Origin of the sequence: Paraburkholderia sp. J41 (genome assembly GCF_905220235.1) — a bacterium.
Lineage (GTDB): Bacteria > Pseudomonadota > Gammaproteobacteria > Burkholderiales > Burkholderiaceae > Paraburkholderia.
This window is the reverse complement of record NZ_CAJMZE010000041.1, coordinates 19348-35648: the sequence shown is the minus strand read 5'-3', so window position 1 is coordinate 35648 and position 16301 is coordinate 19348. Positions and strand designations below refer to the sequence as shown.

The window sequence follows — 16301 nt, the reverse complement described above, 5'->3', positions numbered from 1 at the left end:
GCACGCATGTCACGACAGCATCACGACCAAATGATGGACCTTCCCAGCACAGGGCCGGCTGCACCGGCATCCAAAATGGTCAAACGGAAAATGAAGATCCTGCTGCTGAGCGTAAGCGCTGGCGCAGGTCATACGCGGGCTGCCGAGGCCCTTCGTGCTTTCGCGGACATTCACCCGGCGGACATCGCGGCCACCCATCTCGACGTCATGGACTACGTCCCTGCGGCCTTCCGCAAAGTCTATACCGATCTCTATATCGAGTTCGTGACGAGCAGGCCGGCCTTATGGGGCTATCTCTACCAGAAGACCGACGAAGCCGATCCCGCGTCACTATCGCAGAAGATCAGGCGCGCGGTGGAGCGCGTCAATTGCAGACGGCTAACAGCCGAAATCGCACAACTTCAGCCCGACGCCATTATCTGCACGCACTTCCTGCCCGCGGAAATCCTCTCCCGTGAAATTCGCCAGGCGCGGCTACAGACGCCTGTCTGGGTGCAGGTCACCGACTTCGACCTCCACAGCATGTGGATCGTACCGAACATGACTGGCTACTTCGCCGCCAGTGACGAAATCGCATGGCGCATGCGTTCGCGGGGTTTGCCGCGCGACAAGGTACACGTCACCGGTATCCCGATCATGCCCATCTTCGGAAACGCACCTGACCGTGCATCGTGTGCAGCCGGATTTGGCCTGGACCCATATAAGCCCACGTTTCTGCTGATGTCGGGCGGAGCGGGCCTCGCGGGCCTGGAGAGATCGGCGGCGCGGCTCCTTGAGATCGATGCAGGTTTCCAGATCGTCGCCCTGGCGGGCCGCAATGAGGCGATGCTCGCATCGCTACAGACGCTTGCCGCACAACACCCTGGACGCCTCTTTCCGCAAGGCTTTACGCATCAGGTCGAACGGCTGATGGCGTGCGCGGATCTCGCCATTACCAAGCCCGGTGGCCTCACAACGTCCGAATGCCTGGCGATGCGCCTGCCGATGATCGTCACCTCGCCCATTCCCGGCCAAGAAGAGCGCAACGCCGATTATCTGCTCGAACAGGGTGTCGCCATGAAGGCCATCGATGTCGACGCGCTCGTCTACCGCATTCGTGCGTTGCTCGACGAACCGGCACGTCTTGCCGTCATGCGCCAGCGCATCCTGCCGCTTGGCAAACCGCTTGCGGGCCGCATGGTGCTCGACCGGGTGCTCGATCACCTGTCCTATCGGCAGCCCGACACGGTGCCCACCGAGGCGTCCGTTACCGGCAGATCCACATGAAACGCGCCTTACTTCCGGGCTGCCGCTTTCTAGTCCTGATCGCGTGGGTCATGCTACTGGGCTTCTTCTTCGCCAACGTCGAAATCCAGATCGAAGGTAGTGCCGGCTGGGCTGCCAGGTTGCCGACGTGGCGTATCGAAAAGCACTGGCTGCTCGATCTCTTCTGGGGCGGTCGCCCGATGACCGGGTATCACGCATGGGTTTTCCCGTTCATGGCGTTATTCTTTCACCTGCCGCCGGTATTCAACTGGCAATGGTCGTGGCGCATCGAGGCGCGCATCATCGCCTGCATCATGCTGTTCTGGCTAACCGAAGACTTTCTCTGGTTCGTGCTGAACCCCGCTTATGGGCTTGCCCGTTTCAGGCCAGAGAATGTGCCGTGGCATATTCACTGGTTCTGGGTCGCGCCTACCGACTACTGGACCATGAGCGCCGCCGCGGCTCTCCTCTTCTTCCTCTCGCATGACCGCCGGAATGCATCGGGCGTCAAGGCGTCGTCGACATGACCGTGAACAACCTGTTTCGCATCACCCCCTCGCTCTATCGCAGCGCCAGGCTGACCCGCAGGGATGTGGCGCATCTGCAGGAACTGGGCATCCGCAAGGTGCTCAGCTTCCGCGCCTTTCACTCGGACGATGGCATCCTCGCGGGGTCCGGAGTCGAGACAATACGCATTCCGGTCAACACATGGCGCATCCGCGACAAGGACATGGTTGCCGCGCTCAAGGTGCTTGTCACGGCCGAGAACGGCGGTCCCATCCTGATCCACTGTCAGCACGGCGCGGACCGCACCGGGCTTGTCTGCGCACTCTATCGAGTGGTCTGCCAGGGTTGGACCAAGGCGGCCGCGCTGCACGAACTCCAGCACGGCGGTTTCGGTTTTCATACGATCTGGCGCAACATCGGACGCTATCTCGAACACGTCGACATCGAGCAGCTTCGCAGGCAAATCGAGGCATAGGCGCACGGTTTCCTCGAACGTGCGATAGCAGCCCTTCGTCAAAGACGTGCTGAAGTGTCCGTTGCTCAAATTCATTCACCATCAATGTTTATACGTCATCCTATCTAATTTAGAAATTTCACATCTGGCTAAACCCCGACGCTCCTCGCGCTACACTCGGGGCCGCCTCAATCGCCACACCAAACAGGGAAAAACCGTGAACAGTCTGATTTCGAAACTTGATTCCATCATTCCACAACTGCACATTGAGGCGTCAGCGTCGGAAGACGTCGCGGGCCTTACCGCCGGCGAAATGGCACATCTGCTTTCAAAGGTCCTCCAGACACAGGGAATCGCGATCATTTCGATTACGTATCCCTCGGTCGACGCGCGCAATCATCGTAGCCTCGATAGCCTGGTTCACAAGCTGCTCGCGCACGGATTTGGCGACGTCGCCGATCTCATCCGTGGCGACGTACCGTTCCTGCTCTTCGATGATTTATCGAAATGCATGAGAGTCCACCACGAGATTCAGCTCGATTCGGTCGCCATCAGCGGTCAGCTGTTTTACGCTGGCGAACACGGCATGGCCGCCGAAAGAGCCATTGACGCTTTGCTACACCGGGCCGACAAGCCAGAACTGTCACACGTCGCGTAACGTCCCGGAGCAACACGCTATCGAAAAGTGCGATGGACCCGCCTCTGAGACTTGCACATTTGAGAAATGCAAAGAATTAAGGTGATGGACCATTCGGGCATTCTTGTGACCTGAAGGATGCGACGCCGCCACTGATGGCGGCACCTGGAATCATTCCGGGTTCCATGGGCGCGAAGCCACCTATCGCAAGCGGGCAAACGAACAGAGACACCAAAGATCAGCGATACATGCGTAGATTACTTTTCCTGGTTCGTTGTGCTGTCGTTGCTGCGCTTTCTGTCGGCATCCAGGCGCACGCTGCTTCATCCCGGCAACAAGAAGCTGCCGATAACTGGCAGGATGACAGCGGTACGTCTACCTGGAAAAACGGCACGAGTGAACTCTGTTGGCGCGATGCCGCATGGACACCTGCGACGGCGGATACGCGGTGCGAAGGCGCATTCGCTATGGTCGCTTCGCCTGCGAAACGCACGCAGGCGCCGCCTCCCCTGACAATCGTAGATTATTGGCCCCCTCACGCGGACGTACTGTTCGACTTTGATCGCACAACAATCAAACCCGGTGGTAGGGAACGCCTGGATTACCTGGTAAGCCAGATGCCATTCTGGAGACTGGAAGCTGTTGTAGTCACCGGCTATGCCGCCCACTTGGGTGCGTCAACCTACAACGACGCACTGTCTCTGCGTCGTGCGCTCACTGTCAAGGCGTACCTTGTTAGCAAGGGAATACCCGAGGCGAAGATCTATGCCGAGGGAAAAGGGGCAAACAATCGGGTAACAGCGGCCTGCAACGAGCGCGTCCGCGTGAAAGCTGCCGCTTGTCTTGCACCGGATCGCAGGGTCGAAGTGGAAGTTTCCGGGACCCCAACGCAGTAGGCTCGGGACAATTTCGACTAGCGCTCCGAAGCATCATGAAATATGAGATACACAAAGACGATATATTCGCTGTTCAAGAAGATGGCGATGCTGCTGGTTGTGGCGTGGGCGCTTGCGGCCGTTGTGATCTGTGTGACTGGCATTTTGATGCCGGACGGCAAGGCCGAAGTCGCGGTCATATTCGGAAACGCGCTTGACCGGGACGGGACGCCCGCTCCCATTCTGGTCCAACGCCTTGACGTCGCCCTTCAGTGCTACCGGGCAGGGATGTGTGGCCGGCTGTTTATAACGGGAAGCATCGATGTGCCGCGCGGCGACGAAACGGTTGCCATGAAGCGATATCTGACGGCACACGGGGTACCGGGGACGGCCATCATCGCCGACAATGCTGGTGACAACACGCTCGCCAGCGCCCGCCATCTTGTGGCGTATATGCACGAGCAGCATCTTGCATCCGTCATGCTGATCAGCCAGTACTATCATCTTCCACGTGCCCGTCTCGCTGTCGAACGTGCTGGCGCCAACGCGCTCGCGATATTCGGTGCCTATCCGCATCAGTTTCATTCACTTGACCTGTATTCAAGCTGGCGCGAGGTTCCCGCCTACGTGGTGTACAGGATTCGTCTCACGTTGAATCCGTCCGCGGAGCCCGTCACCATCCGCCCGGTTTTGTGGCTGTTGAGTCTGTTCCGGTAAATGCAGACTTTGGCGTGCCTGAAAGATTCGGACATCTACGTACACCAAGCCGCCTTTATGCACCAAAGGCGGCGGCGATGAGGAAAGTGCGATTCGCGCGTCGCCGACATGAAGGCCTGCGTTTTCGATAACCCCATTGCTTACAATCGCATGTCCGACTTTACATCCGCCGTCGTCACGAAAGGATGCATCGCTCCGGTTCGGTCGGCGCACATTCGCTGCGGCGGGATTTGTGAAGCCAGAACATGGCCAACACCAGGGAATTGTCCAGCATGAGTCCATCCGCCATCGCTTGCGCCGTGGGAGGCAGCCTGATTCTCGCGGAAGCGCTCCTGCTGAAAGCGATGCGCCGTGAACGCACGGTCTGGACGGAACTCGTTTTCAATCTCAATTCCGGCCATATCCTGATGCGGGCCTTCCGTGGCGTCGAGATCGCGGTCTACGCCGCGGTTCTCGCGCATCTAAACCTGCACTGGATCGACCGCCTGCCGCACGCCGCGCAGTGGACTTTTGCGCTGTTCGCGTGGGATCTCTGCTTCTATTGGCGAATCGGCAGGATTCAAACGCCCGCCGGTGCGGTACAAATGCGCTACCTATCAGTTCGCACGCTCGAACAAGCAAGCCGGTTTACCAGAAAGAGGCCTGCCGGCCGCTGCCCCTGAAACTCATCAGTTGTCACAATAAACCCCGCTGCATCAATGGCGTCTCCGGGTTCAACATCTCCGACCCGAAACCCGGGACGCGTGCGAAACCTGCTTCGGGCGACCGCTTCATCAACCTCCGGATACCGATGGCCTGAGTCCGATGTGAACTCGCTCAGGCGGCTCCATCGCGCAATTCCCGTCTCAAGATCTTCCCGATATTGCTCTTCGGCAACACCTCCCTGAACTCGACGAGTTTTGGACGCTTGTACCCTGTGAGCCGTTCCTTGCACCAGTCGAACAGGTCGGCATCGGTCAGCGCTTTGCTCTTGCGGACCACGAAGATCTTGACCGCTTCGCCGGAGTGCCGGTCAGGCACGCCGACTGCCGCGACTTCGAATACGCCAGGATGCTGCGCCACCACGTCCTCAATCTCGTTCGGATAGACGTTGAAGCCCGAGACGAGAATCATGTCCTTCTTGCGATCGACGATCTTCACAAGGCCAGTTTTGCTCATCACGGCGATATCGCCCGACTTGAAGAAGCCATCGGACGTCATTACGTTCGCCGTCTCGTCGGGGCGCATCCAGTATCCCGCCATCACCTGCGGCCCGCGAATGCAGAGTTCGCCAGACTGGCCAATACCGAGTTCGTTGCCGTCGTCATCGCGAATCGACACCTCCGTGGACGGCAGCGGCAGACCGATCGCACCGCTATACGCTGTGGACACTGGCGAGTTGCACGTCACGCACGCCGAGGTCTCCGTGAGTCCGTAGCCTTCAATGATCGGCACGCCGGTCTTTTCGAACCAGCGTTTCGCGACCGCCTCTTGCACTGCCATGCCGCCGCCCACCACCGCGAAAAGCTGCGAAAAATCCAGCTGACCGAAGTCCGGGTGCTCCAGCATCGCGTTGTAAAGTGTGTTCACGGCCGGGAACATGGTGATGCGGTAGGCGCGCAGCGTTTCGATCATGCCCGCCATGTCCCGCGGGTTCGGAATCAACACGGCCTGCCCGCCGGTATGGATCGTGAGCAACGCGCAAACAGTGAGCGCGAACACGTGATAGAGCGGCAACGCAGCGACAGTCGTGAACTGCGTGACGTCCGGACGCTTCGTGCGTGCTGGCTCGAGCCACACCTGGGTCTGCAGCAGGTTGGCGATCAGATTGCGATGCAGCAGCTTCGCACCCTTCGAAATGCCGGTCGTGCCGCCGGTATACTGAAGGAACGCGATGTCGTCGGGCCCCTGCCTTGCGGAGATGAACGGCCGCCGTGCACCTTCGGCCAGTGCGGCTGTGAACGTCGTATGCCCGGGCAGGTGCCACGCGGGCACCATCTTTTTCACGCGCCGGACCATGAAGTTCACGATCAAGCCCTTCGCGCCCAGCAGATCGCCCATCGACGCCACCAAAGTATGCTTGACTGACGTGTTCTGTATGATGGCCTGCAACGTCACTGCGAAGTTCTCCAGCACAACGATCGCCTCCGCGCCGCTGTCCTTGAGCTGGTGCTCCAGCTCACGCGGCGTATAAAGCGGATTCACATTCACGACGACATAACCCGCGCGCAGTATGGCCGCGAGCGCGACCGGATATTGCAGCACGTTGGGCATCATGATCGCAACACGCGCGCCGCGCGCGAGGCCCTTCGATTGCAGCCACGCGGCGAGCCGCTGCGAGAGCTTGTCCAGTTGCGTATAGCTGATCGACCGGCCCATGCAGGCGAACGCCGGCTTTGGGCCATGCTTGCGGAAGCTCTCCTCGAACAGTTCGCCAATCGACGAATAACGCGTCATGTCGATTTCAGCGGGTACGCCAGCCGGGTAGGAATTGAGCCAGTTCTTGTTCATTTTGTCGTTCGGTGCAGCAGTAGAAATTTCGAAGATCGTTTGCGGGCGTTTGTCGATTGAAGCGGTGCGTGCATTCAAGGGCGCGCACCACGCAGGTCATGCACGATCTGCTGCAGGCGTTGCGGCGAGGCCTCCGCCGCGGCCAGGGGTTCGCCCACGGCGAGTGTGAGGTGGCTCATGACGCCGCGGCGCAGCGGGCGCGGCACGCGTGCCTGAGCGTCGCGCGAGAATACGCTCCCCCAGAGGCCACGCAGCGCCATCGGCACGACCGGCACCGGCGAGCGGCGCAGGATTTCCGTGACGCCATGGCGAAACGCGTTTATCTCGCCCGTGCGGGTCAGCTTGCCTTCCGGAAAGATGCAGACCAGTTCTCCCTGCGCAAGGGCCTCCGCACAGCGCTCATAGGCACGCTCAAGCAGCGCGACATCTTCGTGCGCGGGCGCAATCGGGATTGCCTTCACGTGGCGAAAGAGCCAGCCCGCCAAGGGCGAGCGGAAGATGCGGTGGTCCATAACGAACCGGATCGGACGCGGGCTCTCCGCCATGATCACGATCGCATCGACGAAGCTCACGTGATTGCACACGAGCACGGCCGCGCCCGTTTCCGGGATGCGCTGCGTATCCACGAGACGAATGCGGTAGATCGTATGCACCAGTAGCCATGCGACAAAGCGCAGCATGAATTCCGGCACGAGCGAGTAGATATACACGGCGACGGCGATGTTGAGCAGCCCTGTCACGAGAAAGAGGCCGGGCACACCGACCCCGACGGCGCCGAGCCCCATCGCGATCATGGCGGACGCCACCATGAAGAGCGAATTGAGAATATTGTTCGCAGCCATGATGCGCGCCCGGTGACTCTCGGGACTGCGGCTCTGGACGAGCGCGTACAGCGGCACGCTGTAGAGCCCGCTAAACGCGGCGAGCAGGAACAGATCGGCCAGCACACGCCAGTGTGACGGCGCGCCCAGAAATGTGCCGACCGTCTGCAGGTGCCCGGTTGACGGAAGCGAGTGGCTTGCCAAAAAGAGATCGATGGCAAAGACGCTGATGCCGATCGAACCGAGGGGCACGAGCCCGATCTCGATGCGTCCACGCGAGAGACGTTCGCACAGCAACGAGCCCGTACAGATGCCCAGTGAGAACGTCGCGAGGAGCACGGTCACGACGTCGGGGTTTGCATAGAGCACGTCCTTCGCAAAGCTGAAGAACGATGACAGAAACGTTGCGCCGATAAACCACAGCCACGAGATTCCGAGCAGCCCGAGAAAAACCGTACGGTCGGTGCGGGCGACACCCAGATTGCGCCACGTCTCGCTGACAGGGTTCCAATCGATGCGCAATGCTGGCTGCGGGGCCGGCGACACGGGCACAAACGCCGCAGACACCCGTCCGGCAACCGCGACCCCAATACCCAGCCCAGCGAGCACGAGCGATCCATGCGACGTAGTCGCCGCGAAGCCGCCGACGATTGTGCCGAGCAGGATCGCGACGAACGTCCCCGTTTCGACCAGCCCGTTGCCACCAACCAGTTCCCCTTCGGCGAGATGCTGCGGCAGATAGGCGTATTTCACCGGTCCGAACAGCGCGGAATGCATGCCCATCAGGAAAGTGCATACATACAGCAGCGGCGCGCTGTGCAACCAGAATCCCGTGCCGCCGATCAGCATTGCCACAATCTCGAAAGACTTGACGAAGCGGGTCAGCGTCGCCCTGTCGAACCTGTCAGCAATCTGGCCGGACGTTGCAGAAAAGAGGACGAAGGGAAGTACGAAGACTGCGGGAATCAGGAAAGCGGCCGTTCTGCCGTCTATCCCCTGAAACAGCGCGGCCTCATAGGTGACGAGAGACGTGAAACCGACCTTGAAGGCGTTGTCGTTCAGTGCCCCGAAGAACTGCGTCCAGAAGAACGGTGCGAAACGGCGCTCGTGCAGCAGGGCGGCAGCAGACGACGGGCGGGTGACCGCATGGCCGGGGCGATTCGTGGGCGTTGAGGTGCTTTGGTGCATGGCATGAGAAAACGCTGGTTGCCTGAAGTATCAGGGGTGTCGCGGCGACTCGGATCAGCGGCACGGCGAACGGTTGTCGAAGATCAGGTCAAGGAACGGGCTCTCGAGCACGCTGGCCGGCGTGACCGTCCTGCGCTCCCACGGAATGCGGCCGAGGAACCAGGCGTTCCAGAACCGGAGATCCGCGTCGGGATTGCCGGCATAAAGCTGTTCGAACGTCTGCACCTCGCCGATCTTCATATCCAGTGCCTCGTCGAGCACTTCATGAACGAAACGTGAGCAGAACTGGCGGCGCGAATCGAGATTGAAACCCGTGTCATAGAAGATGCCGGTGCGCCGCGCTGCCGCAGCGCGAATGGGTTGGGCCTGCGCCGCACCAAGGGCAACAGCCAGCCGGGACGCAACGACCTTGCCCTGCATGGAGCGCCCGACAAAACTGGATAACGGCGTGAGGCGCGCGAACGGAAACGTGCTCTCCGCGATGAGTGGTTCGTTGCTCGTCGTGTCGACGACGATCCCGACGTGATTGGTCCAGCTCCGGGTAGCGGTCGCGATCTCGAGAAATGGCCGCGACGCGACGCGGATGAACAACAGGTCGCCCGGCATGAGCTTGCCAGCAAGCCCTGAGGTTGACGGCAGTGCAGCAGGTGCAGACGAAGGAAATGGCATGAAGGCGACTCTTGCGTGGAGGACCCGACGAATTGTGCCGCCATAGTGTCGGCGGATGCCTGTCTCCTTATTCCGGTGGCTTAAAATCGCCCTTTCGGTATCATTTTCCAATACCTCACGACGTCCGAATCCGCTCGACTCGTCGAAACCCTGAAGCGTCAGTTGCGCGCCCGACGGCTCACCTATCGCGATGTGGCACAAACACTCCGGCTCTCGGAACCAAGCGTAAAGCGGCTCTTCGCGAAAGGCCGCTTCACGCTCGACCGGCTGGAAGAGGTGTGCGGGCTACTCGGCCTGACGCTGTCCGACCTGGTGCAGGAATCGGCGCCGGCCATTCCGGCGTTGCGAATGCTGAGCGCGGCCAAGGAAGCGCAACTGGTCTCGGACGAACGCCTGATGCTGGTGGCTGTCTGCGCGCTGAACCACTGGGGCGTAGACGACATCATCCGTGCCTACCGACTGACGCGCGCCGCGTGTCTCAAGCTCCTGCTGACACTCGAGAGCATGGGCCTGATCGCGCTGATGCCGGGCGACCGGATTCGCCTGCTTGTCGCGCGCGATTTCGACTGGATCCCGGGCGGCCCGATCCGTCAGTATTTCTGTACCCATGGGCTCGATGACTTTCTCGAAAGCAGCTTCAACGGGCACGGCGAGACGCTGGAGTTTGTGCAGGGCATGCTGACCGACGCGGCCCGCACGGAGCTGGCAGCCGAGCTTCGCCGGCTGAAGGCCGCGAGCACGCGGAATTCGGCCTCGGTGATTATCTAGAGATAAAGGCGATCGCCGGTTATTCTAATTGACAGCTTCCTTCTCCCAACTTATCCGATCAGGTCCCAAGCGTTTCCGGGGATGTAGCCGTCGGAATCTGCTCGGAAGCCGGATAAAAACATCAATGGTCGAAGTCCGTAGACTTCGCTAAAGAACGAAAACGCAGTACGGCAAAAAGCGCGGCGCCCGTGCGGACGGCCCGCGCCCACGCTCAATCGGCCAGCGCGACGATCTCGCGTTCGTCGGCTTCGAACCATGCGGGATTGCGCGCCGCAATCGGCCCGAGCGTCACCAGAATTTCGCGCAAATGCGCGCGCATCGCATCTTCGGCGGCGCTGGCATCGTGCGCCTTCAGCGCGGCAAGAATCTTCGCATGCTGCTTGATCAGATGGTCGAGCGGCGAATCGTCGGGCAAGCTCAAATAACGCACGCGATCCATCTGCGCCTTGATGTCCTGAATGGTGTCCCATGCCGCCTGGCAGTCGATGCTTTGCGCGATCGTGCAATGAAACGCCTCGTCCAGCGCGAGAAACGCGGCCGTGTCGTTCGCCTTCGCCGCGACACGCTGTTCGCGCAGGTTGTCGGCGAGCCGATCGAGTTGTTCCTTTGTGATGTGCTCGGCCGCCTTGCGCGCGACCGCCGTTTCGATAGCCTCGCGAATGAAACGGCCTTCGCGTACGCGGCGCGGCGAAATGCGTTTCACGAACGTGCCGCGCTGCGGCAGCACCTGCAACACGCCCGCCTCGACGAGCTTGATGAACGCCTCGCGCACCGGCTGGCGCGACACCTGAAACATGTCGGATACTTCCTTTTCGGAAAGTGGCGTACCGGGCACCATTTCCCCGGCGAAGATCGACTGACGCAGTGCGCGATAAATCTGCCGGGTAATCGGCTCAGGCGACTCGGTCGACAACTGCGAGCGGAGATCGGGCAGCGCCGCCGGCTCCGAACCGGTCGCGCCGAGACGGCGTCGCGCACGCTTCGGCGAGGCAATCGTCAGCGCTGGATAACTCGTATTGGCCGGGCTGACGTCGGGGCTGACTCCAGCGGATTTGGCTGCTTTCATCGTTGTGGTTGCGGCAAGAAAAGTTACGCGATGGTCCGCCGGGCATTGTCGTCGTCATACGGGGCCGTCGCCATGTTCACCGCCATACTACTATGTTTGCGGGCGATTCCCCGGTACGCCCAGCTCGCAACCTAGCGGCGCGCGGCGGGCGATCCCCCCGCTATCGTCGTCACGCCGATGATCAGCGCGCCATACACGATAGCCCGCACACCTGCGCCCGTGCCGCTGGCGTTGAGCAGCGCGTTGATGAGAAACAGAAAGCACGCCGCCCCCCATACGCCCGTCGGGCTCGCGCGACCGCCGGACACCTGCGTGCCGCCGATCACGACTACCGCCACGGAAAGCAGCATGTAGTCCGCCCCCATATCGAGCGTCGCCCCGCCGGAGAACGCGGCAAGCAACACCGCCGCCAGCGCCACGAGCACCGAGCAGCTCACGTAGGTCGCGCAGCGCACGCGCTCCACCCGCACGCCCGCGAGATTCGCCGCGCGCGGGTTCTGGCCGACGGCGGAGAGGCTGCGGCCCGCCACCAGCCGGAACAGCACGACCGCCACCGCCAGTGTGGCCGCAAGCGCCACGAACGCCAGGCTCGACACGCCCGCCACATGGCTCAGCGCGAAGTTTTCGAGCAGCGGCGGCGGCGCGGCGCTGCCGCGTCCGAGACTGATGGCGATGGATTGAAGCACGAAGCTCGACGAGAGCGTCGCGATGATCGGCGGAATGCGTAGCGCGCGGATCAATGCGTAATTGAAGAAGCCAATCGCGGCGCCCACGCCCAGCGCCGCCGCCAAGCCCGGCAGCAGCGCGCCGTCGCGCGCGCCCATCACGTGCATGGCTACGCCGCCCGAGAGCGAGATGGCCGCGGGTATCGACAGGTCGATATTGCCTGGCCCGCTCGTGACGACCAGCATCTGCCCGAGCCCGACCAACACCGTGAACACCACGAACGCGGACGCCGCCGAAAGCATGTTGCCCGCCGTCGTCGCACCGAAGGTCATCATGGCCGCGACGCCCACGAGGAGCGCGCCGCCCACCGACCACAGCCAGGGCGCTTTATGCAAGGCGGCGGCCAGGGCGAGACCTCGAACCGGCCGCGCCGGATGCGTCGAATTCATGATTGACCTTTACGATGACCGAACACGAGCCGCAGCGAGAGCACGACGATCAGGATCAGTCCTTGAAGGCCGATCTGCCATTCGGGTGCGATCTGTAGAAACGAGAGAAATGACGACGCCAGCGTCAGCGTGATCGCGCCGAGCACGGCGCCGAGCGCGGACACCCGGCCGCCGACGAATTCGCCGCCGCCGAGAATCACGCCTGCTACCGAAAGCAACGTGTATCGCAGCGCGATATTGGCGTCCGCCGAGGTGGTGAGGCCGAGCAGCGCGAGTCCCGAGCAAACGCCGAACACCCCGGCGCAGCCGAACAGCAGCGCCTTGGCGCGAACGATCGACCAGCCGAAGCGGCGCATGGCCGCCGGATTGCCGCCCACGCCGCGCAGCGCCACGCCCAGCGGCGAGCGCATCAGCAGCCAGTGCGCGACGAGCGCGATGCCGGCGGTCCAGACGAGCGGTGCCGGAATCACGGGCGACTGGAAGCCCATCAGCGCACCGAGCCAGCCGGGGCTCGTGCCGCCCGGCGAGGGCAGCAGCAGCACGGCGGCGCCGTTCCAGACGAACGACAGCCCGAGCGTCACCACCACCGAAGAAATGCGCCGCAACTCGATCAAGGCGCCGACGAGCGCGTACAGCACGACGCAGCCGGCCAGCGCGAGCCAGCCGAGCAAGGGATGCTGCACCAGCAGCGTGGCGCCGATGCAAGCCACCAGACTCACGAACGAGCCGATCGACAGATCGAGTTCGTTCGCCGTGATGACCGCGAGCTGAGACAGCGTCGCGAACACGATGGGCACGCCCAGGTTCAGCAGCATCACCATGCCGAAATAGCTGAGCGTGTTGGGCTGGATGATCGCCATCGGTACCAGCACCGCCAGCAGCGAGACAACGGGCAACGCCGCACGCAGATTGGGGCGGCGGCGCGGTCGGGCGAGCGCCGTCGTGGCCGGAGTCGAATTCATGCGGGAACCTCGTCGAAACTGGCGGCCAGCAGCGCCTCTTCATTGCATTCGCTGGCATCGAGCACCCGCGTCACCTGCCCCGCGCGGAACACATAGGTGCGGTCGCAATAGGCGAACTCGTCGTTTTCCGTGGTGTACCAGAGGAAGGTGCGCCCCTTGGCGGCTTCGGCGCGCAACAGCGCGTAGATCTCCTGCTTGGTGCCGATGTCGACGCCGCGCATCGGGTCGTCCATCAGCACCAGTTCGGCGTCGGCCGCCAGCGCGCGGGCAAACAGCACCTTTTGCTGATTGCCGCCCGAGAGCGCGAGGATCGGGTCCGCCGCTCCCGCGCCGCGAATGTTGATGCGCGCTTTCCACGTGTCGAACAGCTCGCGCAGGACCGCGCGATCAATCCAGGTTTTGCTTTGGCGGTCATAAAGCGAGCGGATATCGAAGTTTTCCGCGATGGACCAGTCGGCGAACACGCCGTCGGCGCGCCGGTCGCCCGCGACGAACGCGACGGTCTGCCGCGAGCCGCGCTTGCGCGCCTGGGCGTAGATGGCGAGCAGCGCGTCGGTCTGACCTTGCCCGGCCAGTCCCGCGAAGCCCACGATGCTGCCGCGCGCGGCTTCGACCGTGGTGCGCCGCCGTGGTCCGAAGCGCCATTGAAATGCCGGCTCGGCCGCACTGCGCGCCGCGCGTCGCGTCGCGGGCTCGACGGCCTCGGAAAATTGCCCCATCGCGCGAATGATGTGCTCTTTCTCGAGATTCGACGCGGGCAGCGTGGAGACGATCTGGCCGTCGCGCATGACCATCACGCGGTCGGCGCTTTGCAGCATCTCTTCGAGCATGTGCGTGATGAGAATGCAGGTAATGCCCCTGCGTGCGCTCGCGCGGATATAGCCGAGCAGTTGCTGCGCCGTATAGCGGTCGAGGCTCGACGTCGGTTCATCGAGAATCACGAGCCGCACCGACGCATCCACCTCCGCGAAGCCCCGCGCAATTTCCACCATCTGCTGCTGCGTGAGGGTGAGATCGCCGACCACATCGGTGCCGCGCAGGCCGTGGCCGGGAAAGATGGCGTCGAGCTGCGCCTCGATGATGCGCCGTGCCACCTTGCGCCAGCCCATGCCGCGCAGTTGCGGATGCACCGCGCGCATGTTCTCCTCGATCGTGAGATTCGGGCAGAGCGACAATTCCTGGAACACGCAGCGAATTCCGAGCGTGCGCGCCACGGCCGCATCGAACCCGTTCGCATGCTGCTTGCCGTCGATCTCGACCACGCCTTCGGTCGCGCGCCGCGCGCCGGCAAGCACCGACATCAGCGTGGATTTGCCCGCGCCGTTGTGTCCGGCGATGGCTACGCATTCGCCTGCCGCGAAGTCGAAATCGACGCCCTGCAACGCGCGCACCGAGCCGAACGACACGGCCAGCTTGCGGATCGACAGAAGCGCCTGCGCGCGCGGGCGGCCCGGTAGCGCGCCAAGCAGGATGCTTTCAGAGTGGTTCACTGCAAGGCTCCGCAGGTTTGGTGAGTGATTCCGCGCCGTCGACACCCGCGACTTATTTCTTCGCGCCCAGCACCATGTTCACGACCTGCTCGCGCGAGAACACGTCGCTCGCCACCGTGCCCGGCGCGGTCTTCGGCAGCACGCTCGCCAGCGACTCGGGCGTGACGGTCAGCGTGGGCAACGACATGTCGTGCGGCAGCTTGTTGCCGGCGAGAATCTGCTGCGCGGCCCAGAACGCAAACGTGGACGAACCCGGATCGGCCGCGACCGACATCGTCTTGTACGTGCTCACGCCCTGCTGCTGCCACCAGGCCAGTTCTTCCTGACGATTGCCGAGGATGATGATGGGCGTCTTGCGTCCGGCGGCACGGAACGCCTGCGCCACGCCGTAGCCGTCGCCGCCTTGCGTGACGACTCCGTCAATCTGCGGCAGCGAAGGCAGCACGCCCGCCACTTCCTTTTGCGCGACAGTTTGGGTCCACTGGCCGTACACCGAGCCGACGATCTTCATGTTCGGGTACTTCCTGATTTCGTCGACAATACCCTGATGAATCTCGTCGTCGACCGACACGCCGGCGAGTCCACGCACTTCGAGCAGATTTCCCTTGCCGTTGAGTTGTTTCGCAAGAAAATCGACCTGCTCCGCGCCCATCTTGTGGAAGTCCGCGGCAATTCGATACGCGCAGGGTTCCGTCACAATGCCGTCGAACGACACGACCACCACGCCCGCCGCGCACGCCTGCTTGATCGACCCGTTGAGCGCCGTCGGGGATGCGGCGTTGACGACGATGGCCTTGTAGCCCTGCAACACGAGATTCTGGATTTGCTGGGCCTGCTCGGTCGCCTGGTTTTCGGCCGTGGTGTAGGCGGGCGCGTCGGCCACGAGGCCGGCTTTTTTCGCCTGCGATGCGACTTCGGCCCAGCTCTTGAGCTGCTGCTGACGGAAGGTATTGCCCGCGTAGCTGTTGGACAGCGCGATCTTGTCCTTCGACGTGTCGCCGGTCGCGACTGCCGCCGCGGCCGCCGTGCTGATCGCGAGGCCGACGATGGCCACGAATTGTGCTGCACGAATGGGATGGAATGCCACTGTGGTCTCCTTGAATCGGCCTGAATGTCCGGTCGGGTCGTGTCGTCGGACCGCCGGTTGATGTCGGCTCGCGCGCGCCGCTTGCCAGTCGTTGCCGCTATGCCCGGCTCTTTGCTACCGGCTGCGGGCTCGTGCTGGTTACGTCCGCCCTGAGATGAATCATAATGATCAACCTACTACCATACAAGTAGGTAATTGCCCGACATCGTG

16 protein-coding genes are annotated in these 16301 nt (G+C 62.4%); 8 read left to right on the top strand and 8 right to left on the bottom strand.

The window, feature by feature from the left end; all coding sequences use genetic code 11:
- Window positions 1-75: 75 nt before the first annotated feature.
- The 7 genes from U5805_RS27905 (at window position 76) to U5805_RS27875 (ending at window position 5097) form a co-directional block, all read left to right on the top strand.
- On the top strand, window positions 76-1266 hold the full coding sequence (locus tag U5805_RS27905) for an MGDG synthase family glycosyltransferase (RefSeq protein WP_415914681.1): 1191 nt from the start codon (window positions 76-78) through the stop codon (window positions 1264-1266).
- A 50-nt stretch (window positions 1267-1316) separates the two neighbouring features.
- Window positions 1317-1772, top strand: coding sequence for a hypothetical protein (locus tag U5805_RS27900; RefSeq protein ID WP_322106741.1), 456 nt, complete (start codon window positions 1317-1319; stop codon window positions 1770-1772).
- A complete protein-coding gene (locus U5805_RS27895) occupies window positions 1769-2227 on the top strand; it encodes a dual specificity protein phosphatase family protein (RefSeq protein WP_322106740.1) in 459 nt (152 codons plus the stop codon). Before U5805_RS27900 ends, U5805_RS27895 begins: the two co-directional genes overlap by 4 nt.
- Window positions 2228-2423: 196 nt before the next feature.
- Window positions 2424-2864, top strand: a complete 441-nt coding sequence (locus U5805_RS27890; RefSeq protein ID WP_322106739.1) for a hypothetical protein — start codon at window positions 2424-2426, stop codon at window positions 2862-2864.
- Between the two features lie 227 nt (window positions 2865-3091).
- A complete protein-coding gene (locus U5805_RS27885) occupies window positions 3092-3739 on the top strand; it encodes an OmpA family protein (protein ID WP_322106738.1) in 648 nt (215 codons plus the stop codon).
- A gap of 87 nt (window positions 3740-3826) precedes the next feature.
- On the top strand, window positions 3827-4435 hold the full coding sequence (locus U5805_RS27880; protein ID WP_322106737.1) for a YdcF family protein: 609 nt from the start codon (window positions 3827-3829) through the stop codon (window positions 4433-4435).
- Window positions 4436-4680: 245 nt separating this feature from the next.
- Window positions 4681-5097 carry a hypothetical protein gene (locus U5805_RS27875; protein WP_322106736.1) on the top strand — a complete coding sequence of 139 codons (417 nt, stop codon included), beginning with the start codon at window positions 4681-4683 and terminating at the stop codon, window positions 5095-5097.
- A gap of 154 nt (window positions 5098-5251) precedes the next feature.
- On the opposite strand, the gene U5805_RS27870 is transcribed toward U5805_RS27875, so the two are convergent.
- The 3 genes from U5805_RS27870 to U5805_RS27860 form a co-directional block, all read right to left on the bottom strand.
- Window positions 5252-6925 (bottom strand): long-chain-fatty-acid--CoA ligase, encoded by a 1674-nt coding sequence (locus U5805_RS27870; protein WP_322106753.1) that lies wholly within the window; start codon window positions 6923-6925, stop codon window positions 5252-5254.
- Window positions 6926-6999: 74 nt separating this feature from the next.
- Entirely contained in the window at window positions 7000-8934 is a 1935-nt protein-coding gene (locus U5805_RS27865; RefSeq protein ID WP_322106735.1) for an MFS transporter, read from the bottom strand.
- Window positions 8935-8988: 54 nt separating this feature from the next.
- A complete protein-coding gene (locus tag U5805_RS27860) occupies window positions 8989-9540 on the bottom strand; it encodes a YebB family permuted papain-like enzyme (RefSeq protein WP_322106734.1) in 552 nt (183 codons plus the stop codon).
- 225 nt (window positions 9541-9765) lie between these two features.
- On the opposite strand from U5805_RS27860, the gene U5805_RS27855 reads away from it, so the two are divergent.
- A complete protein-coding gene (locus U5805_RS27855; RefSeq protein WP_322106733.1) occupies window positions 9766-10371 on the top strand; it encodes a helix-turn-helix transcriptional regulator in 606 nt (201 codons plus the stop codon).
- 211 nt (window positions 10372-10582) lie between these two features.
- Here U5805_RS27855 and U5805_RS27850 read toward each other — a convergent pair whose 3' ends face one another.
- From U5805_RS27850 to U5805_RS27830, 5 genes are all read right to left on the bottom strand, one after another.
- Complete coding sequence (locus U5805_RS27850; RefSeq protein ID WP_322106732.1) at window positions 10583-11437, bottom strand: GntR family transcriptional regulator; 855 nt, start codon at window positions 11435-11437, stop codon at window positions 10583-10585.
- A gap of 131 nt (window positions 11438-11568) precedes the next feature.
- Entirely contained in the window at window positions 11569-12552 is a 984-nt protein-coding gene (locus U5805_RS27845) for an ABC transporter permease (protein WP_322106731.1), read from the bottom strand.
- On the bottom strand, window positions 12549-13514 hold the full coding sequence (locus tag U5805_RS27840; protein ID WP_322106730.1) for an ABC transporter permease: 966 nt from the start codon (window positions 13512-13514) through the stop codon (window positions 12549-12551). Before U5805_RS27840 ends, U5805_RS27845 begins: the two co-directional genes overlap by 4 nt.
- On the bottom strand, window positions 13511-15004 hold the full coding sequence (locus U5805_RS27835) for an ATP-binding cassette domain-containing protein (RefSeq protein WP_415914680.1): 1494 nt from the start codon (window positions 15002-15004) through the stop codon (window positions 13511-13513). The genes U5805_RS27840 and U5805_RS27835 overlap by 4 nt, the downstream gene beginning before the upstream one ends.
- A 52-nt stretch (window positions 15005-15056) precedes the next feature.
- Complete coding sequence (locus tag U5805_RS27830) at window positions 15057-16091, bottom strand: ABC transporter substrate-binding protein (protein WP_415914679.1); 1035 nt, start codon at window positions 16089-16091, stop codon at window positions 15057-15059.
- Window positions 16092-16301 lie beyond the last annotated feature (210 nt).